General features: G+C 67.4%; 11 protein-coding genes. 7 read left to right on the top strand and 4 right to left on the bottom strand.

Annotated features, from left to right (window positions below; translation table 11 throughout):
- Position 1: 1 nt before the first annotated feature.
- The gene (locus ACYVK7_RS12170) at positions 2-1,081 is read right to left on the bottom strand and encodes a hypothetical protein (RefSeq protein ID WP_460887975.1); all 1,080 of its coding nucleotides are present in this window, start codon (positions 1,079-1,081) and stop codon (positions 2-4) included.
- Between ACYVK7_RS12170 and ACYVK7_RS12165 the strand changes: the two genes are divergently transcribed.
- The 7 genes from ACYVK7_RS12165 to ACYVK7_RS12135 all read left to right on the top strand — a co-directional run bounded on the left by ACYVK7_RS12165 (position 977) and on the right by ACYVK7_RS12135 (position 10,841).
- Positions 977-2,533 carry a helix-turn-helix domain-containing protein gene (locus tag ACYVK7_RS12165; protein WP_460887974.1) on the top strand — a complete coding sequence of 519 codons (1,557 nt, stop codon included), beginning with the start codon at positions 977-979 and terminating at the stop codon, positions 2,531-2,533. The genes ACYVK7_RS12170 and ACYVK7_RS12165 overlap by 105 nt on opposite strands.
- Positions 2,530-3,378: a competence/damage-inducible protein A gene (locus ACYVK7_RS12160; protein ID WP_460887973.1), complete on the top strand. Its 849-nt coding sequence runs from the start codon at positions 2,530-2,532 to the stop codon at positions 3,376-3,378. The genes ACYVK7_RS12165 and ACYVK7_RS12160 overlap by 4 nt, the downstream gene beginning before the upstream one ends.
- Before the next feature lie 165 nt (positions 3,379-3,543).
- Positions 3,544-4,434 (top strand): phosphotransferase family protein, encoded by an 891-nt coding sequence (locus ACYVK7_RS12155; RefSeq protein WP_460887972.1) that lies wholly within the window; start codon positions 3,544-3,546, stop codon positions 4,432-4,434.
- A gap of 51 nt (positions 4,435-4,485) precedes the next feature.
- Positions 4,486-5,256: a sulfotransferase family protein gene (locus tag ACYVK7_RS12150; RefSeq protein ID WP_460887971.1), complete on the top strand. Its 771-nt coding sequence runs from the start codon at positions 4,486-4,488 to the stop codon at positions 5,254-5,256.
- 203 nt (positions 5,257-5,459) lie between these two features.
- Positions 5,460-6,581: a hypothetical protein gene (locus tag ACYVK7_RS12145; protein WP_460887970.1), complete on the top strand. Its 1,122-nt coding sequence runs from the start codon at positions 5,460-5,462 to the stop codon at positions 6,579-6,581.
- Positions 6,582-6,791: 210 nt separating this feature from the next.
- Entirely contained in the window at positions 6,792-10,265 is a 3,474-nt protein-coding gene (mobF, locus tag ACYVK7_RS12140) for a MobF family relaxase (protein ID WP_460887969.1), read from the top strand.
- 126 nt (positions 10,266-10,391) lie between these two features.
- Positions 10,392-10,841, top strand: coding sequence for a DUF488 domain-containing protein (locus ACYVK7_RS12135; protein WP_460887968.1), 450 nt, complete (start codon positions 10,392-10,394; stop codon positions 10,839-10,841).
- On the opposite strand, the gene ACYVK7_RS12130 is transcribed toward ACYVK7_RS12135, so the two are convergent.
- The 3 genes from ACYVK7_RS12130 to ACYVK7_RS12120 all read right to left on the bottom strand — a co-directional run bounded on the left by ACYVK7_RS12130 (position 10,838) and on the right by ACYVK7_RS12120 (position 20,272).
- Positions 10,838-11,635 (bottom strand): hypothetical protein, encoded by a 798-nt coding sequence (locus tag ACYVK7_RS12130; RefSeq protein ID WP_460887967.1) that lies wholly within the window; start codon positions 11,633-11,635, stop codon positions 10,838-10,840. The genes ACYVK7_RS12135 and ACYVK7_RS12130 overlap by 4 nt on opposite strands.
- Before the next feature lie 262 nt (positions 11,636-11,897).
- Complete coding sequence (locus ACYVK7_RS12125) at positions 11,898-15,428, bottom strand: helicase-related protein (RefSeq protein ID WP_460887966.1); 3,531 nt, start codon at positions 15,426-15,428, stop codon at positions 11,898-11,900.
- Positions 15,425-20,272 (bottom strand): DEAD/DEAH box helicase, encoded by a 4,848-nt coding sequence (locus tag ACYVK7_RS12120; RefSeq protein WP_460887990.1) that lies wholly within the window; start codon positions 20,270-20,272, stop codon positions 15,425-15,427. Before ACYVK7_RS12120 ends, ACYVK7_RS12125 begins: the two co-directional genes overlap by 4 nt.
- Between the last annotated feature and the right edge of the window lie 42 nt (positions 20,273-20,314).

Here is a 20,314-nt window from a genome sequence, read left to right as displayed (position 1 = left end):
ATCAGGCTCCTGTCGTCAAGCGCATCGCCGCGCCGCTGCTGAGGACTTCCTTGGCGAGGACCGTCGCGCGGCGACGAGACCGCGTGACCCCGCTGGTCAGGAGGAGATGGGCTGCGTTGCGCACCACGAGGGCGCGGTGCGAGGGCAATCCGGCGCCGGCCAGGAGGTCGAGGGTCCGCTGGACAGCCTCGTGGGCGTCGGTGGGCGTCGGCAGGGACATGCCAGGTGTCGGGGCCAGCGGTATCGACTCGACACTGCCATCGGTTCCCGGTTCCGCGCGGGCACGGAGGAGGTCGCCATCGAGCCCGATCTCGTCGAGGTAGAGGCCGCCGGGGAGCCGCGTTCCGATGACCTCGACGGGGCTCCCGCCGAGTCGTGCGAGGACACGGGCGGCGACGTCGACCCGCGGGTGTGCGAGGCCAAAGAGCGTGACGTCCCCGCGGACAGGGCTGGCGAGAGCCGCAAGGCCGAACGAGAAGAGGTTGGGCGCGTGGAATCGTCCGCCGTAGAGCCGGTCGAGGGTCGGGATATGCGACTCGACGGCGAGGAAGGAGAAACCGTGGGCGGCGACGTCGTCGCGCACCTCCTCTACCGTGGTGCGCTCGCGCAGTCCGAGAGCCTGCGCGAGGTCGCGTGAGCCCAGGGCCGAGGTCGTCGCCCTGGACCCGATCTTGATGATCGTCGCGCCCGCCGCCGCGGCGACCAGGGCCGCCGGCGTCGAGATGTTGAGGGTTCGGACGCCCTTCTTGCCGCTCCCAGCGAGCAGGACGACGCGGGTGCGCTCTGCGGTTACCTGAGTCGGCGGACGTCGGCCATCCAGGTCGAGAGCGATGGCTATCGCCTCGGCAGCGACGCCCGCGGTGGGCCCAGCTGCCATCGCCTCGGCCATGAGGGTGCCTAGCGCGACGTCCCGCGCGGGGGAGGGCATGGCGAAGACCGCGCGGAGAGAAGCCGCGACCGAGGCGGGCTCCACGGGATGTCCGACGGCGATCGCGTTGAGCACCGAGCGGAGATCACCGTCAGCGTCCGGTGCCGACACGGAACCGGCGTCGGGCGGGCGGAGATCGAGGTCTGCGGTCACAGGCTTCTCCTTGGCGTAAGACGGACCGTGCTGATGCCCTCAACCGTCTCGTCGTCGGCCGCTTCGCGGAATGTCCCGGCGACGAACCGGTACCGCACCTCTCCCGCACTCGCGAGGGCTGGTGACGACCGGATGCATGGCGAATCCCGGACAGCTCGTGTCGCTCCCGCCCCGGAAGCACAGCATGCGGAACGATCGCCGTACCCGCACCGAACTGGTGCTGAACTCCGGGCTCGGATCGGCCCGACATCGCAGGCAGGGGGAACAGTGGGCGATACCGTCCAACGGTGGACAGGCCACGAGGCACGGCTGCTCCGAGCAGCGATGCGCCTGACGCAGCGGCAGTTCGCCGAGCTGCTGGACGTCAGCGAGCGTGCCATCGCCAAGTGGGAGCGCGGCGGGCGCGACTACGAACAACGGCCGCTGACCCAAGGACTGCTCGACACGGCGCTAGCACGGGCCGAAGACGATGCCCGAACCCGCTTCGTCACAGCGCTCGGGGCCGAGCGTCCGGCAGACGGCATGGCGTCGGAGCCGACCACCGGTCTCCAGGTGGAATCGCACAAGTTCCTGCCTGTGTTCCTCGGAGCCGAGCGAGTTGCTCGCCTCGTCGACCTGGTCGGTGCGCCGGCGACCGACTCATGGCTGGATCTGTCGGTCGCTCCGGTCTGGCACGAGAACGCCGATGCGTGCTCGCTCTACCTGTCGGCATGCGGTGTCGCCCTGGTCCACCTCGTCCAGACGCCAGAGGTCTCTTCCCTCGGCGAGCTGGCGCACTGGCGGCACCGTTCGCACCGCAACGACCCCGACTGGGTCGCAGGTGCTCTCTCGGAGCTCCTTGGCGAGCCCGACCTGGCCAAATTGCGCCCTGGCTACGTCTTCTCCGGCTACTGGTTGCACCAGGTCCCCTGGGAGGAGCGCCACCGGGACACGGGAGTTCGGCTCGCCGCGCATCTCTCGATGATGCTCGACCGGACGGGAACCGAGATCCGACCGGTGAGTCCCGAGGTCGAGTACGACATGGTGGCCTCCGGGTTCGAACGCCACGGTGCGATCTCGATCGGCATGGCGGGCATCGCGACGGGATGCTCGTCATGGTCGGGGGTGGCTTACCACCCCCTAGACCCCGCCCGGAGCCTGACCGTCGAGAGTTTCGTAGAGCTTGAGGTCTCGCTGCAGATCATGTGGTGCTACGCCCGCCACATCCAGGAAGCCATCGAGGAAGGTCGCGACCCCGGCATCACTGACACCTACGGGTGGCGCTTTCTCCGAGCCGCTCGAACTCGCATGACCTCGGCTCGCGCCAACGAGTGGGTACAGGTACGGATGCTACGCGAGGCGATCGTCACCACCAGCGGCTTGGACGCACTCCTCTTGGGCGCGCAGAACGCCTTGCGCGAGGACACCGATCAGCCCTCCACCTACCTTCTCGTCAGGAGAGATGACACGTGAACGTAGCCCTGCTCGTCGTCGGCAACGAGATCCTCGACGGCTCCACCACCGACACCAACAGCGGGTGGGTCGCCCGTCAGATCCAGGGACGCGGTTCCCAGGTCGTCCGCACCGCCGTCGTTCCCGACGACCGTGCGGAGATCACGGCCGGTCTCGACTTCCTCCTGGCCGCCCGGCCGCGGCTTGTCGTGACGCTCGGCGGGCTCGGGCCCACCCGAGACGACCTGACCGTCGAGGCTGTCGCCGCCCATCTCGGACTGCCGGTCGAGGAGAACGCGGCCGGCGCTGCGATCGTGGCCGACCGGTACGCGACCCTGGCCGCGCAGGGCCGTGTCTCGGACACGACAAGCCCCGCAGCACAAGAGGCCCGCGCGAAGATGGCGCGGCTGCCCGTCGGAGCGCACGCCCTGGACAACCAGGTCGGTGCGGCACCCGGTGTCTGGCTCGACCACACTCCGCCCAACGGCGAAGCCCTGTCCGTGCTCAACCTTCCTGGCGTGCCCTCCGAACTGAAGTGGATCATGACAAACGCCGCGGGCGAGTACCTTCAGCGCGTGCTGGGCACGGGGTACTTCCGCTCCGCGACGATAGTGACCTCAACGAACGACGAGTCCGAGCTTTCCGGAACTCTTGCCGCGTTCGACGCCGCCCATTCGGGTCTCGATGTCTACCTCAAGTCCCGTGCCAAGCGCTTCGGGCCCGACGTGCGAATGCAGGCGACGATCTCGACGCGCGGCACGAACCTCGACGACGTCACCGCACGCATCGACGTGGCGATCGACGCCTTCCGTACGCTGCTCGGCGACGCGTCCATCGAGGTGCTCTCGGTCGCGTACGACGAGTAGGTGCCGTCGCGAGCCACCACCGCTGGGGCTCCGGGGCTTCGGAGTTCAGGGCGGGTTCGGTCCCCGTTCGGAGCCAGGACGTCGTGCAACGGATTCCGGGTCCATACGGTCTTGTGTGAGCGGTGACGAGCACGTCGTCGCTCACGCCGATCGAGGGGAGCACTGATGGATCTCGTGCGCCCGTCCGCCGCCGCGTTGCGCGCTGCCGCCGGCCTCAGCGCTCATCAACGGGGACTGCTCGACGAGTGGCTGCCCGGAGCTGTAGTCACGCACGACCGTAGCTGGGGTCTGAAAGCCTCGGTGGTCTATGAAGTCGCGACAGATGAAGGCGCCTTCGTGGTCAAGGCAGGGGACGATGCCGACCGCAGCGTCCGTCGCGAAATCCGCGCTCACGAGGAGTGGACCTCGCCGTGGACGGCCAACGGTCTCGCGCCCCGACTCGAGCATGCCGACGTCGGAGCGAAGCTCCTGGTCACCCGATACCTCGACGGCGACCCGATCCTCGGCACGCCCCACGAGGACGATCCGGCGATTTACCAGCAGGCCGGCGTGATGCTCCGCGAGCTTCACGCCCAGTACGCCTCCGTCGATCCGGACTGGGAGGCCACAGAGAATGCGATGGTCGCCGAGCGGCTCGACCACCCCCACCGGATCGCACCCGACGTCGTCGACCGCCTCCGCGAGCTCCTGGAAACCTTGGAGGCCCCGCCGGTAACGGTCGTCCCGACCCATGGCGACTGGCAGCCGCGCAACTGGATCCTCCGAGAGGGCAGGGTCGCCGGGATCGACTTCGGCCGAGCCATGCTGCGCCCCGCTTGGACCGACTTCTGGTTTCTCCACACCAAGTACTTCAGTCGTGATCGACGGCTCGAAGAAGCCTTCCTCGACGGATACGGCTCCGACCCCCGGCAGGAGGCGGGGTGGTTCGGCGCCCGTGTCCGCGAGGCGATCGGCCCGGCGGCCTGGGGATTTCAGATTCAGCACGAAGGGTACGAGCAGCTTGGGCACAGCCTGATAGCCGAGGTGCTGCGCGAGAGTCGCGGCCGATTCTTCTAACATAAACGTGTCACTTTGCCATTGCCTGTAAGGCTGTCCAAGAGGAGTGCTATGCGGTCGTCTACACCGATCTTTGTTCTGGGAAGCCCACGATCTGGAACCTCGATGATGGGCGCCGTCCTCGGGAGCTCGCCTGAAGTTCACCATCTCGACGAACTGGCTGGCCTTTACCTGGTGTGGAGAGACCTGCGTTGGGGTCGGGCACTCGCGTCACACAAGAAGGATTATCAGAAGTTCCTAGCCCAAGCTACTGCCGACTACTATAGAACGGCTCACGATGCTCCTTTTTGCTGCGATTCCTCTCCGTTGAATCTTCTGGTCGCCGAAGAGATTCGAGAGGTGCTCCCGGAAGCGCAGTTTATTCTGTGCTTCCGGGGCGTATCCGAAGTGTCTGCGAGCTTGAAGAGATCATACGATCAGGGCTTCGAATGGGCTGGGAGTGGAATTTCGGAGCGTGTCGAACTATGGCTTCGCTTCTACCGCAACATAGCTCGGCTGCCAGCCGAGAGTACGCATGTGTTCCGCTATGACGATTTCGCTTCTGATCCGCGGGGGTGCTGGCCAACACTCGCCTCCTCGCTCGACTCTCTCGGGTTCTCCTCCGTGGACCCAGCCGTTCTTTCCGTTTCGCACGCCACCGGTGCAGCACCACGGCCAACCTTCGCCGAACGAGATACCTCCGGCGGGGTGGTGCTCCGATCAGGGCCGAGTACCTCCGAGCGATTGCCGGATCCGCTAGTGGATCAGGAGGATGCGGTTTCGGAAGTTCTCACTATGTTGACGGCGCTTGAAGCGAGTGGCGCGACGAACCTGTCTGGTTAGGGGCTTTGACGAGTACGCCTGGGCATTGCCCGGCGGCAAGCCAGTGAAGGATGAGGTACTGAGGACTCCACGCCTGACCAGGGTTGTCGGGGGCATGGCGCGTGACCGCGTGCCACTTTGTCGGCTGCAGGTGGGTCGCTTGGAGTCGACAGCTCGGAGCTCGGCCAGGTGCGGGAGCCTCCGGGGAGCCGTACTTTCTTCGCATGACCGCACGAGCCGCAGATTTGGATGAAGGTGTCATCGAAATCGAGGGGATGCTGTGGCGTCCAAAGCCTGATGCGGTCGCGACCGCGGAAGAGTTCATCCTTGCTCGCGACGACTTCATGGCCGCGATGTACGAGGGCTTCTGGTCTCCATGGCGCCGGGACGAGTGCCGGGTCCGACAGAACTCGGCAGTCGAGGTGATGGAGCAGTGGGATCGCGCCGAGCCTGCTCACCGGTTCTTGACCCTCGAAGAACTCGAGGCCGAGCAGGCCACACGCGAGGTCGAGCGCGAAGCGGAACGCCGTGCGGACAAGCAGCGGATTGCCGAGGCTCGGCACCGATATGACCCGGAGCGCGAGAAGGCGCGGCTGTCGTTGCTTGAGCACGAGGCGATCCTGGCGCACGTGACGGCCGAGCTCAGCCAGTACAACGTGGGCGGCGCTGAACCATCCGGGGCCGGCAGGAGGCGGACGCGGGAGGTTGAGGATCTCCAGGCGAAGGCGACGTCCGTCGCGGCCATCATTGAGAGTCTCCGGGCGCTCGTCGGCGATCCCGAGGAGGTTGTGGACGCTCAGGGCAGGTTGCCACGAGACCGCCTCCAGTCCTGGCTCTGGGAACTCCATTTCAAGCGTGAGAGCGAGGTCCGGCAGCGCCGCGAGGAGATCACCACGATCGAGGCCGAGCTCAAGTTGTCCACGGACAAAGTTGCCCGTAAGGAGCTGCGGGAGCGCAGGTCGCGTGCCGCGCGACGGCTGCGGGCGTGGGACGAGCTGCCCCGTCAAGAGGCACCGGACATGTGCTCCGAGTGCCCGAAGCCGATGAATTACCACGGCTGGACCAGCAGTGGCGATCGCGATTTCCTCGACGGCCCGTGTCCCGCATGGCCGAATTGGTCCGCCCGAGTCCGATCAGCGTTCCAGCAGATCAAGGACTCCGCGGAACGCGAAAGAACCGAACGCGCCGTACTGCCGATCAAGCAGGAACCTTTGGGGTTCGTCAAGGCAGGTCTCTCGACCGGCGAGACCGTCGCCCAACTACAAGCGCTCGTCGATCGCTACCCGGACAGCGAAGTGCGCAAGGGGCGCGGCGGTCGGCTTGAGGTCTGGCCTACGACGAGCTGACGCAAGGCGGAAGTCTTGCCTCGTCAGCTCATCCGGCACGCGTCTGGCCACAGCCCGCCGCCACAGCCCGCCGCCACAGCCCGCCGCCACAGCCATCACACCTCTGGCACCAATGGCAGATCGAGTCGCTTGATAGCGATTGCCGAACACTCGCAGCGGCGCGTTCCGATAATCGCGCCGGGCCTGGAACGTGCCGCACACCTGAAGGGTGTGACGGTCTCGATCAGCGTTGTCGCGGCAGGAGACGGAGTCGGCTACCTGCTGCGGTCGGTCGTGCGCGGCGACTGCGACCTGGCCGAGCCGTCAGCGGTGCTGCGCTACTACACCGAGGCCGGCACACCGCCGGGGCGGTGGCTCGGCAAGGGCGTCGCCGAGCTCGGCGACGGCGCGCTGAAGCCCGGTGACACCGTGACCGAGGAACACCTCAAGCGTCTCGTCGGCGTCGGCCTGGACCCGGTCACGGGAGAGCCGCTCGGGTTGACGTTCCCAGAGGCCGCCGGGAGTAGTGACCGGAAGGTGGTGGCCGGGTTCGATCTGACGTTCTCGGTGCCGAAGTCGGTCTCGGTTCTGTGGGGCCTGGCCGACCGGCAGAACCAGGCCCTGATCCTGGCCGCCCACCATGCCGCGCTCGCGGAGGTGATCGAGTTCTTCGAGCGGGAGATCGCCGCCACTCGGATTGGACACGGCGGGATAGCGCAGGTCGACGTCGCCGGGGTCGCCGCCGTCGCGTATGACCATTGGGACTCGCGCGCCCATGACCCGCAGCTGCACACCCACCTGGTCATCTCCAACAAGGTCCGCACCCTGATCGACGGCGAGTGGCGCACGTTGGATTCTCGGGCGATGTACAAGGCGCAGGTTGCGCTCTCGGAGCACTACAACGCCGTCCTGATGGACCGCCTCACCGGCACCTTCGGGATCGGCTGGGACCAGCGCGACCGCGGCGAGCGGCGCACCAAGGCATGGGAGATCACCGGTGTCCCCGAAGACCTCATCAGTGAGTTCTCGTCTCGGTCACGCGACGTCGATATCCGCACCGACGAGCTCATCGCCCAGTATGAGGCGCGTCACGGGCGGCGTCCCTCGCCCGAGACGATCAACAAGCTGCGTGCTCAGGCGACCTTGGAGACGCGGCCGGAGAAGCAGATCCGGTCTCTGACTGACCTGACCGCCGAGTGGCACCACCGCGCTCAACCCCACCTCGGTGAGACCACCGAGTGGGCGCACGACGTGATCACCTCCGGCCTCGGGTACGTCTTCCGCGCCGATGACGTGTCGGCAGATCTGGTCGACAAGCTCGGCAGTCGGGTCGTCGACGTCGTGTCGCAGAAGCGGGCGACGTGGACGTACTGGAACCTGTGGGCCGAAGCTACCCGTCAGACCATGGGCGTCCGCATCGTCTCCCATGAGGAACGCGAACAGCTCGTGTCACGGGTCGTGGCTGCGGCCCAGGCGAGGTCCCTGCCGCTGACCCCGCCGGAGATCGTCCCGACGCCACAGATGCTGATCCGTGCGGACGGGTCGAGCGCATTGCGGCCGCGGCATCACGTCGTGTACTCCAACACCCGGATTATGGCTGCCGAGACCCGCCTCCTGACCCGCGCCCAGGACACCACCGGTCCGGTGGCCGGTCGGGGCGGGCTGCTGGTCGCGGTCCGGGCGCGGTACCGGGGTCACCGGTTGAGTGCCGAGCAGGCCACGGCGTTGGCGTCGATCGCCACGTCGGGCCGCGTGGTGGACGTGCTGGTCGGCCCAGCAGGGACCGGGAAGACCACCGCGATGTCCGCCCTGCTTACGGCCTGGCACCACGACCACGGGCCAGGATCGGTGATCGGGCTGGCGCCCTCGGCCGCCGCCGCGAAGGTCCTGGCCGACGACCTCGGCATCCCATGCGATACCACCGCCCGGTGGCTCACCTCCCACCATCACGGGCACACCGAGTTCGAACAGGGGCAGCTGGTGATCGTGGACGAGGCCTCCCTGGCCAGCACCATGGACCTGGACCGCATCACTGCTGCTGCCGAACAAGCGGGCGCGAAGGTGCTCCTCGTAGGAGACCCAGCGCAGTTGCAGTCGGTGGACGCCGGAGGGGCATTCGGCATGCTCGTCGAAGCACGCAACACCACCGTCGCCGACAACGGGACGCGCGTGGGCGGGGGTGCGCCAACGTTGACCGGGGTGCGCCGGTTCCGCCGCGACTGGGAGAAGACCACCTCCCTCGCCCTGCGCGATGGGGACGCCTCGGTGATCGACACCTACGACCACCACGACCGCATCCGCGAAGGCACCACCGCGGAGATGATCGACACAGCGTATGCCGCCTGGCAACGGTCCATCGCGGCCGGGGAGACCAGTGTGCTGGTGGCCGAGGCCACCACCGTCGTGCACGACCTAAACCAGCGCGCCCGCGCCGACCGCATACTGACCGGCCTCACCAGCCCCGGACGCGACGTCCCCCTGTCCGACGGCGCCCGCGCCTCGGTGGGGGACCTGGTCATCACCCGCCGCAACGACCGCACCCTGACCACCATGCGCGACGTGCTCGACGGTGGCTTCGTCCGCAACGGCGACCGCTGGCAGATCACCGCCGTGCACCAGGACGGGTCGGTCGAGGCGCGCCGCGAAGGACAGAAATTGGGTGCCAGCGTGCTGCTGCCGGCCGACTATGTCGCCGAGCACCTCGACCTCGGCTACGCGGTCACCGCTCACCGTGCCCAGGGCCTGACCGTGGACTCCTCCCACGTCCTAGTCACCCGCACCACTACCCGCGAGAACCTCTACGTCGCGATGACCCGCGGCCGCGACACCAACATGGCGTACGTCGCGCTGGACGAGCCCACCACCGACCACAACCCACGCCCCGACGACAAGACCACCGCCCGCAGCATCCTGTTCGGAGTGCTCCAGCACTCCGGCGCCGAACTGTCCGCCCACCAGACCCGGACCGCCGAACATCACAAGTGGACCGGCATTGCGCAGCTCGCGGCCGAGTACGACATCATCGCGAGCCTCGCCCAACGCGACCGCTGGACCGACCTGGTTCTGCGCACGTTCATCACGGACGGCAGGCTCACGCCCGCCGAAGCACGCACCGCGATCGACAGCGACTCGTTCTGGTCCCTGTGTGCCGAACTGCGCCGCATCGAAGCCGCCGGCCATGACGTCCACGCGGCACTGCGGCGGGTCGTCGGGCAGCGCAACCTCATCGACGCCGACGACCCCTGTGCCGTCGTCCTGACCCGCCTCGCCCGTGACGAGCGTCGCAACGCACGACCGTCAAAGCGCGCGGTAGCGCTGATCGCCGGCCTGATCCCACCTGCCCGCGGACCGATGCCCGACGACGTGCGCGAAGCCCTCGACGAACGTGCTCGCCTGCTCGAAGAACGCGCCACGACACTGGCACGGACCGCGATCCAAGACCGGGCCGGATGGGTGCACCGCATGGGATACGGCGTCAGGCTGTACGGCCACGGGCCGGTGCCACGCGAACTCGTCGTTGTTGCCGCCTACCGCGACAAGTACGGCATCACGGGGCGCGAACCGCTCGGCCCAGCGGTGAACGACCCGCGTCAAGGACACGACCGCAAGACGGTCCGCGCCGCGATCAGCAAGGCTCGGAGGCCGACGCAGTTGGCGCCCCTGATCCCTGCGCGATCTATACCTTCGCCATCGATCGGCATGTGAGATCGGGGCCGGAAACCTCAGCTCCTCGCAGGATGGACTGAGGGCGGGCATCGGCGCGACGTACTGCCTCAGTCCACTACGGTCGGTGGTCAACCGTGACGTCGTCATCGTGGGAGGATCGGGCGCATGGCCGAGAACCGAGTTTCAGGACTGCACGGCTGGGGCTACGAAGGCCGCACGGTTGAGGATCTCCTCGATTACACACGCGAGGTTGGTGCTCAGACAGTCGTGGACGTCCGGCTCAACCCGGTCTCTCGTAAGCGTGGCTTCTCCAAGCGGATCCTGACCGAGCACGTCGAATCTGCAGGCATCGGTTATCTGCACCTTCCCGCGTTGGGCAACCCCGTCGACAACCGCGCAGGGTTCGCCGATCCCCAGTCCGACGCAGCACGCGCTGCGCATCACAGGTTCAACCAAGAGGTCATGCAGAAGCCAGAAGCGGCCGAGGCGCTCGACCGGATCAGCGGCCTGCTCGACTCCGGACCCGTAGTCCTGGTCTGCTTCGAGGCTGACGCGCGATGCTGCCATCGCAGCCTTGTCATCAATGCGCTGACCGAGGTCTTGGTCAGCGCCTAATCGAATAGCGTCGGCGCGGGCCGGGAATGCTTCGGCGGCCAGAACAAGCCCAGCACGAGGAACGAGATGGGGTGTTGATGCTGGTTGCCCACATAGAAGAGAGTCTCCCGCCCCGGCGCGCACATCTCGTCGAGAAACCTCTTCCTCTGCAGCTCCTTCGCCTCAGTAAGGCTGTGCGTGCGCAGATTACGTCGCGCCAGCTGCCCAGACTCCCAGTCCACGATGGACTGCCGGTGCCCGCGACAAGTTGGCGCGGCACACCGATAGCGGTAGTGCACCAGGAACGGTGTTGCCTCCAGTAGTGCACGTTCCGTCCCGAACAAGTCGACGTCGAGTTGTTCGGTGCTGCCTGTCTTGTAGTCCGGGTTGGTCTCCACGACCAGCTCACTAATGTCCGCAGGGCGGATTAGCCCTAGAGACGGTGCGTTCTGGCCGTGCTCGCGCGCTCCCTTCAACAGCTCGCAGGTCGTCGTGGAGTCAGCAAGCGGTTCCACGATTTGCCAGCGGCGTCGCCACTTCCCGTTGTCCGTGCCCACTGTGGCTCCTAGCCGCAGGGAACCGAGATCCGGCTTCCAGCTCTCAGGCCGGCGATCAGTCGTTCCTCGCTGAGCACGCAGAGCAAGCACCTGGTACTTGTCGAACTGCGTGTCGTCCGGTAGCGACCGGAACGGTACCGGGAACAGCCGGACCCATTCCGGTTCTGGGCTGTCGAGCCGCAGTCCGGCGACGCACACCGATTCGCCGTACTTACTAGACATCGCTGGGTAGGCCTTGACCGTGGCAAGCACGATCATGGACTCCCACCCCGCCCTCGGATCGGGCGGAACAACAGAGCGCGTCAGTTCGCTTCGCAACGGATCCACAGCAGCCCCCTCGCTCGCGCTTGCAGGCTAGCGGCAAGTTGTCCTCTCACCGAGGGTGAACTGTTTCAGGATGCGATAGCCCTAGCGGGAGGTAACCCGCTATCTTCACGGACGGTTCTGAGCGATGCGCGCAGTTTGCGCGAGGTAGTAGCTCGCAGTCTGGTACCGCTCGGACGCCGTAGGCCACTCGTGATCACTGTGGCTCACCTCCGAGGTTCCAGAGCTTCTTCCAGTCCTTGACGTACTTCGTCGTCGTGAAGTCATCGGTGTCGGTGTCGTCGAAGGCGCGCAGGATGTATCGCAGGCGGTCTTCGGTTGCAGAACCGAACGAGACCTCCACGAGAGCGAGCCGGTGACCGTCACCGAGGTTCTTGGCGAAGATGACCTCGTTCTTCGTGACGGTGAAATCGACCGCGCCGACGATCCGCCCTTTGACCTCGATCTGCACCACGGATCCGTCCGGCCTGACCGACCTGACGTCGAAGCCCGGGTTGTTGTGCGGCATCTCGACAGGTTCGGCGCCGAGCGCCCGCTCGGCGGCCAGCACGGCCTCCACTGCTCTGCGGTCCACACGGGCGGTGTCGCCCGCATGCAGCGGAACGTCGATTTCCGCGTCGACCGGCGCGCCCGGCCGGAGCATCCCGGCCGGGACCACGATCGCCGCCCCACGCACCAGCGGAGGCTGCACTGTTAGCTGCTCCTCCAGATCGAGCGAGGCCATTCGTCGAAGAAGGCGGTCCTCCAGCTCGCGGGCTCGCCGGTAGGCCGTCTCCGGCCTCGTCCGCACCTTCTTCCCGGCCGCGAGCTGGTCCGTCAGCCTGGCGTGCTCGGCGTCCCAGTAGTTGACCTCCGCGATCAGACGTGTCCGGACCGCTGCTCGGGTTCTACCGACTATCGCGGCGACCGCGTGGCCGACGTCGTCGGCATGCGCTGGCAGCGTGTGCTCGGTCGCCCAGGCGAGAGCCAGCGCCTCGGCACCGTCGGCGAGCCAGGCCTGACCGGAGACCTGCTCGGCGGCGTCGGACAGGCCGACTGGTACCGGCCCGTAGTCGAGATACGGTGCGGGGCCCCCTGCCCGCGCCTCACCTGACGGATCCAGCTCGGTGTACGCGAACCGTCGAGAGACCACGCGTCCGTGGCCATCGTGGATCGCCTCGGTGGACGCGACGAGCAGCCAGGGGTCGAGTTCCTCAGACTCCCCGTCGTAGAGGATGGTGCCACGCTCGAGAGCGGAACCGAGATCCTCGATCGTCAGGTCGACGACGGCGTCGAGCAGGGGATGCCCTGGCGCGAGAAGCTCTGCGACAGGACGCCCAGGCCTCCGGATCTCGGAGCGTTCGAACGCCACTCGCTCATACCGTTCGAGCACCGAGGGTGCTGCACCGCGCCGACGGAGCTCGCGGACCCGGAGCGGCACCCGGGTGATCTCGTACCTCCCTGCCTCTCGCGCAACGATGCGCCCGTCGAGCCGGGAGAACGCCGAGTGGAAGAACGCCCGCACGTAGTGGGGCTGCAGTCGTCGCGCCCGGGCGAGCTCCAGCCGGCGTGCGATCTCCTCGGAGTCGGTAGCAGTAAGGGTGTCCGAGGTCAGAGCCCGTTCCGCGAGCAGCCGGTCCAGTCCTTCGCCGACCGTCGCGTCGATGACCTCGTCGAGCCGGGCCCGGACGTCGGGTCGGTCGCCGTATCGGATAGCCTCAAGCAGGAGGCCGCGCAATGGCTGGTTCTCGAAGGCCTCGCCGAGCACGTCGAAGACCTGTCCGCCGTAGTCCTTGCGTTGCTGTTCCACCTTGTCCAGCAACCTGGTGAAGACCTGGCCTTCACGGGTGCCCTCGGCGACGAGGTTCCAGAGGTGACAGGTTTCGGTCTGCCCGATCCGGTGGATGCGTCCGAACCGTTGCTCGATCCGGTTCGGGTTCCAGGGCAGGTCGTAGTTGACCATCAGATGTGCCCGCTGCAGGTTGAGCCCTTCGCCGGCCGCGTCGGTGGCAACCAGGACCCTGACCTCGCGGTCCTGTGTAAATCGCTCCGTCACTGCCCGGCGCGCCGCACGGGCCAGTCCGCCGTGGATTGAGACGACGGCGCCGGGGTCGCCGAGCAGCGTCCCGACCTGGCCGACCAGGTAGGTCAGTGTGTCCTTGTGTTCGGTGAACACGATCAGCTTGCGGGGCGCACCGTCGGCACCGGCCGCCACGCCTTGGTCGATGAGGATGGACCGCAGCTCGGTCCACTTCCGGTCGGCGCCTGCGAGCCGGACCCGCCGCGCCAGGACGACGAGGTCGTCGAGCGCTGCTATCTCGGCTCGGAGCTCGGCGACCGTCCGGGCGGCCGTGGCAGCATCAAGCACTTCGTCCTCGAGGCCTTCGAGCTCGCCGGCGTCGAGGTCGTCAAGGCGTTCGTCGAGGTCGTCTTTCTCCCAAGCTTCCAGCTGTGTCTCGTGGTGGCTGACGGCGTCAAGGGCTCCTCCTGCTTCGATCTCGCGGACGCGTGAGCCGAGCCGATCGTGGCGGCGCTCCAGGCTCCGGAGGATCGCCTCGGGACTGGAGGCCAGACGGCGTTGTAGCACGGTGAGGGCGAAGCCGACGGTGCTGCGACGTCCTGCGTCGGCTGCGAGTCGTTCAGCCCGACCCATCTCGGTTCGCACGTACTCGGTGACCCGCTCGTACAGCTCGACCTCACCGGGCGACAAGGCGTAGGGCACCGTGTAGGCCCGCCGCTCGGGGAACAGCGGCTTGCCGTCCAGGGTGAGCAGCTGTTCCTTAACTCGGCGCAGCATGAGGTCGTCCGGCCTCGCCGGGGCTCCACCTCGGAGTCGGCCCTCGAACCTGTCGGTGTCGAGCAGGGCGAGGAAGAGCTGAAAGTCGTCGGAGTGCCCGGAGTGCGGTGTCGCGGTCATGAGCAGCAGATGCCTGGCAATCCGCCCTAGCAGCATCCCAAGCTGGTAGCGCCTGGTCCGCTTAAGCTCCTGGCCTGCCCAGTGTGCCGACATGCGGTGAGCTTCGTCGACTACGACCAGGTCCCAGTCGGTTGTCTTCAGCGCTTCGAGCAGGCCCTCGTGCCGGGAGAGCTGGTCCATCCGCGCGATGAGGAGCGGCGACCTGGCGAAGACATCAGCCGGATCGCGGGCGGCGTCGATCGTACTCTTAGTGAGGATGTCGAACTTCAGCCCGAACTTGTCCGCGAGTTCGTCCTGCCACTGCTCGACCAGTGAGCCTGGAGCGATGACGAGGCATCGTTCTAGGTCGCCGCGGAGGAGGAGCTCCTTGATGTACAGGCCGGCCATGATCGTCTTACCGGCACCGGGATCGTCGGCCAGCAGGAATCGCAGCGGCGTGCGGGGCAGCAGGTCCTCGTACACCGCGCGTAACTGATGGGGCAGGGGGTCCAGGTCCGAGGTCGAGACGGCGAGCATTGGATCGTAGAGCGCCGCATACCGGATCCGTAGCGCTTCTGCGGCGAGCCGCCACTCGGCAGGGTCGGCGTCGAAGGCTCGGTGGGTCGAGCTCTCCACACGGAGCCGTGTCTCGTCGGACCGTCGCAGAAGCGCCTCGCCCAGTCCGCCCGACGCGTCGCGGTAGGTCAGCTCGACGGCGCTCATGCCGATCCATCGTGCGGCGACGACAGTGACGACGTCTCCGGCAACGCCTCGCACGCGAAGCCCAGGAACGAGCTTCTCCAGCTCAGTCCCGAGCGCCGCCGAGATCCGGGAATCGTCGTCCGCGGTCATCCTGCGAGCCGATCCCAGAGCTCGGCGCCCAGAGGCAGGACCACCCAGCCCTCGGCGGCGAGGTCGCGCCGATCCGCATCGTTAAGGTCGTCCATCTCCAAAGCGATCTTCCTGTCGGCCCAGGAGATCCCGATCGGGACGCCAGCGTCGGACTCGAACCCGAGATCCGGCACGGGAACGCCGTGCTCTGCGAGAATCTGGAGGACGGCGCGCTCTGCGCCGTTCGCGAGCGAGAAGGCCTGCTCCCAGCCAGACGGGACAGCCGAGCCTTCGGCGCCCAGGAGGCTGCGTAGGATCTCGGCCGCGTCGCCGCGGGAGAGCTCGTCGTGATCGCGCTGGTTGCTGAACGACCGGAGGCAGCCGTAACAGGACGTCTCGGCTCCGCACTCGCACGAGCTGACCCGCTGCAGCGCCGCGTCGAGCACGCGTTCTAGGTTTGCCTCGACGTTCAGCACGTGCCCGGCGCCGCCCGGGACTCTGTCGAACAGGGAGATGGACCAGTCTTCGAGTCCCTCCGGGACGAGAGAACCTCCGAGGTCGTCACGGGCGATCTCCAGCGTGTCGCTGGCGGCCTCGACGATCGCGTACAGGAGCGACTTCCAGGCGCCCTGCGCCCTCCCACCGCCACTGACGGAGAACCGGAGGGACACGAGATCCGTCTCGTACTGGTGCGCGAGGTCGAGCAGATCCATCGGTCCCGTGCATTCGTTGTTGCGAAGGGGATGCTTGTGCTTGGCTGGCGGAACCTTCGGGTGCTTCGCGCGCGACGTACCAAACCCGCACCACTCGCAGATCCAGAACCCCATCCCTGCAGGACCGTCTGCCACGGAGACGAGCCGCCCGCGGGGGCCAGCCTCGGCCTCGATCCTGCCGCCGGCGAGCCGCAGTTCCCGCGTATGCGCCTCAGGGGACTTCGCCAGCACGTGCACCGCCCCGCTCCACGAGCGCTTCGGGGGGCGAGCGCCAGGGCGCTTCGGCTCGGAGCCTGCGACGAAGCCGAACTCAGGGATCGTCAGGGTCCGCGGACCCGTCTGGTTGACGTGCTTGCAGACGGAGCAGATGCTGTCGAGCGCCCCGATGCCCCGCCGGAATGCGCCGCAGCGACCACAGACCTGGTACTTGAACTCCTGGAGGTCGCGCCCGGGGAGCCGGTAAATTCCACGTGATACCCACAGTTGACCTCCGGCCACCAGCTCAGCGTCGGGGGCGTACTCGTGGATGGCTGAGGAGAGGTCTCGCGTGAGGTCGAGCTCGGCGCCGCCCTTTCCGTACCCAGGATCGGTGCGGAGCTCGACGGAGTCGACGGGGAACCCGTACTTCGGCAGGACGTTGCGGTTCGCAAGGTAGCCGAGCAGGTTGCGCCTGCGGAGGGTGTTGCTGACTTTCTGGTACCGCTCGGCCAGACCGTACTTCTTCTGCTCGGACGCCTCGGCGCTGAGCTTCTCGAGTTCCTCGATTTCGCTGTTCAGCTCCAGGCGGACCTTCTCGAGGAGGTCAGTGAGAAGACCGGCCCAGCTGTCATCTGCCACACCCACCTGTGCGGCGATCTCGGCCGGGATTACGCGCGCCAGCGACTCCGCTACGCCCGGCGGCACCGGGCTGAGGAAGTCCTTGACCAAAGTGACCGGTGGGTCGTTGCCCTCGTCGTCTGGCAAGAAGAACTCGCCGGCCGTCCGATAGATCCGCTCGGTGCTCTCGAAGACCCATCGGAAGAAGGCCGCCATCGCGATGGACTGGGCGTGGCGTCGATCGATCCGCTCGTTGACGAGTGGGATGTACGGCGCGCGGACATGTCCGCTGATCATCACCTCGGGCTCGGCAAACCTTGTCAGGTCGTGGGACCGGCGCTGCGCGAAGGTAACGACAAGGGCGGCCGCGCCGGACCGTCGCCCAGCCCGCCCGGCCCGCTGCAGGTAGTTCGCGGTTGTCGGAGGCATGTTGCGCATCATGACTGCCTGCAGCTCGCCGACGTCGACTCCGAGTTCGAACGTCGTCGAGCAAGACAGGGCATTGACCTCGCCCTTGACGAACTGGTGCTGGATCTCGGCCGCCCTGGCGTTGGCCCACTGGGCAGTGTGCTCGATCGCCGACAGGGAGACGGCGTTGAGGGTGCGGTACACGGTCCGGTAGTGGTCCCGATCCTCGCCGACCGGCGGCGGGGAGAAGGGTTCAAGCGTCCCGTCGCAGCGCAGGGCTGGACAGACCTTACGGACCGACACAGGAGTGGTCCGGCGGCACACCGAGCAGCGATACACAGGGGTCTTCTCCGTGATCAGGGAGAACCGCAGTAGCTCGTGGTCGATCTGGTGGACAAGGCCCAGGGACTTCTCGTGGTTCGCGCGGAGCCACTTGACCGGAGAGGTCTGCGCGGTCAACATCCGCCAGATGTTTGCGAGGAGTTCCTGCGGGTCGGCGTCCGAGCCGAGTTCCGCAAGGACCTTGGTCACGTAGTCGACGCGTCGGTTGGTGCCCTTGGTCGGCAGCCACGAAAGCACCTTGCGCGTCGGTTCCGAACCTTGCTGACGGACCCAGATCGGCCCGAGACGCGGAGCGAAGATCTCGTCGTGCGGTTTGACGGAGTCCGGCATCTCCACCGCGCCCTGTTGGCGCAGGGTGCGCACAAGCTCCTGGAGGAGGTCCCAGGCTTCATCGTCGGACAGCCCCAGCGCAGTGAGCGGGCGGGGCGCGGGTCCTGATGGCCGCTCCAGGAAGATCCCGACCAGCCCCAGGCCCTCAAGCGACTGACGGTCGTCAGTGGCCACAGCTTCAGCCATGACCCACGGTGCGACGATCCGCGACTCACTCTGCGCAGTCTTCCCGCCCTTGAAGAACTGCACCTTCTTCGCGGCAGCCTGTGTGGTGAAGACGAGGTCCTCCACGGAGACGGGCTCATCATCGGCGCGAGCCTTGGTCAGGCCTTGGGCGATCAGGCGTCGCCGCTGGACCTTCCCGTAGGAATCCTGCAGGTACGGTGCGAAATATGCGGCTGCCTGCCGTGAGTCGCTGAACGCTAGGAGCTTCCGACCCTCGCCCGGCAGGGAGCCGCCTGCTGCCTGGTCAGGCGCCGGCGGAAGGTTCTGATAGAGCGAGGTCGCGATGACCGCGCCGCTCGCGTCCGAGCCCGTCTCGAAGACGCGTACCGTGCCAGGCCCACGGGCTCCGCACACCAGGCAACCTGAGATCTCGTCCCCTTTCTGCTTGAGCTTGCGGACCGTCCGCAGCGAGCTCGACCCGCAGCCCGCACAGGTCCGGGCCGCACCCGGGTTGATCCCGCCACAGGTCGCGCAGAGCTTCTCGTCCTCGCCGACCGCGGTCACGGGCGCGTCCGAGCCTGGGGCCGGCGCTTCGGTCTCGCGTCCGTCCGTGGGAACGAGATCGACGGTCGCGTCCTCATCCTCGTCGTCGATCGACTCCTGGTCCCCAAGCACGTACCAGGTACCGCGCGTCATCGCCTTCCGCGGCCGGAGACGGAGCAGACCTTCGTGGATCTCTGGGCTGCCCAGGACATGCACGGAACCACACCGGCTGCAGGACCCGATCTCGAAGACCGGCGCATCGCACTCCGCGCACTCCGTGTGCCGGGCGAGCTGAACATGCGGTCCCGAGGGCGAGAGGCACGTGAACGCGCCCTCGGTCGCGCGGAGGAACAGGTGGTACCTCGCCGAGAGCGCCGTCGTCCCGTCCGGGCGGCGCAAGGCGCTCGCGAGCTCGACCAGTGAGGCGAGTCCGCGCTCGCCGTCAGGGTCGTTACCGAAGAGAGCTCGCTGGACGTGGCCGAAGGTGTCCGGGCCGTCGGCGAGGCGGGTGCGGAGGGTCGCGAGCGTCTGCTCGTGCAGGATCGCGTCGACAGCCGAACCCGTGCCCTGCCAGCCGGCGGATCGGGCCGCGTCGAGCACAGCCTGCTCACGGTCCCAGCCCTCGGCCAGGCTGACGTAGTCCTTCGCGCCCAGGGGGCCCCAGAACGGGCCTGGGGGCACCGCAACGCGCTGCGCGCCGATCAGGTCCTGCCGGGCGGGGTCGTTCGCCTGCCATTCGAAGGGCTCCCCGAACAGGTTGGTCGCGAACTTGGTCACCGCCGACGGGTCGGTGTCGGCGCCGACGGTGGCGGAGGTCGCAAGACACTGGATCGGCCGGTCCGGGGCCACCCGGTCCCGCACCCGGCGCAGCAGCATGGCCACCTCAGCACCCTGGCTGCCATCGTAGACGTGGGCCTCGTCCACCACGATGAAGCGCCACGGGCTGTCCTTGCCGCTGCCGAACAGCTCCAGGTCGAGCGGCCGCAGGAGCAGGTATTCCAGCATCGCGTAGTTGGTCAGGAGCAGGTTCGGCGGTGCCTGCCGCATCTCGGTGCGGCTGAGCAGCTCGTTGTCCAGGATCGGCTCGCCGATGTTGAGGTTCCCGAAGGCCTCGCGAGCACGGGCGGGATCGGTCTCCGTGTCGCCGGTGTACCGGCCGAACGTGATGTCCGGGTAGCCGGCGAGCAACTGGCGCAGACGCTTCATCTGGTCGTTGGCCAGGGCGTTCATCGGGTAGAGCAGTAGGGCCCGGACGCCCGGTCCCAGCGTGCCGGCCTCGCGCTCGCGGACCAGGCTGTCGAGGATCGGCAGGAGGAACGACTCCGTCTTGCCCGAACCCGTACCGGTTGCGACGACGACGTTCCGTCCCTCAGCGGCCTTCCGAATCGACCGCTCCTGGTGGACGTAGAGCGGACGGTCCAGCGGCAAGGCAGCGCTGCCCAGTTCGGCGAACCCGGGGGACAGGACGCCGTCGTCGATGAGGGACTGCAGCGTGGCGCCGGGCGCGTACGGCGGTGTGGCCTCCAGGTACGGGCCCTTGTCCAGCATCGGGGTCCGGTCGATCGTCTCGGCGAGCGCATCGCTGATCTC

It is taken from the genome of Promicromonospora xylanilytica, assembly GCF_054782895.1.
The sequence above is the reverse complement of the archived record's forward strand: the minus strand, read 5'-3'. Positions and strand labels throughout refer to the sequence as shown.

What these genes read in the sequence shown, in the direction of transcription:
- ACYVK7_RS12165 (WP_460887974.1), top strand. Translation starts at nt 977, where the DNA reads ATGTCCGACGGCGATCGCGTTGAGCACCGAGCGGAGATCACCGTCAGC.
- ACYVK7_RS12155 (WP_460887972.1), top strand. Translation starts at nt 3,544, where the DNA reads ATGGATCTCGTGCGCCCGTCCGCCGCCGCGTTGCGCGCTGCCGCCGGC.
- ACYVK7_RS12150 (WP_460887971.1), top strand. Translation starts at nt 4,486, where the DNA reads ATGCGGTCGTCTACACCGATCTTTGTTCTGGGAAGCCCACGATCTGGA.
- ACYVK7_RS12145 (WP_460887970.1), top strand. Translation starts at nt 5,460, where the DNA reads ATGACCGCACGAGCCGCAGATTTGGATGAAGGTGTCATCGAAATCGAG.
- ACYVK7_RS12135 (WP_460887968.1), top strand. Translation starts at nt 10,392, where the DNA reads ATGGCCGAGAACCGAGTTTCAGGACTGCACGGCTGGGGCTACGAAGGC.
- ACYVK7_RS12130 (WP_460887967.1), bottom strand. Translation starts at nt 11,635, where the DNA reads ATGATCGTGCTTGCCACGGTCAAGGCCTACCCAGCGATGTCTAGTAAG.
- ACYVK7_RS12125 (WP_460887966.1), bottom strand. Translation starts at nt 15,428, where the DNA reads ATGACCGCGGACGACGATTCCCGGATCTCGGCGGCGCTCGGGACTGAG.
- ACYVK7_RS12120 (WP_460887990.1), bottom strand. Translation starts at nt 20,272, where the DNA reads ATGCTGGACAAGGGCCCGTACCTGGAGGCCACACCGCCGTACGCGCCC.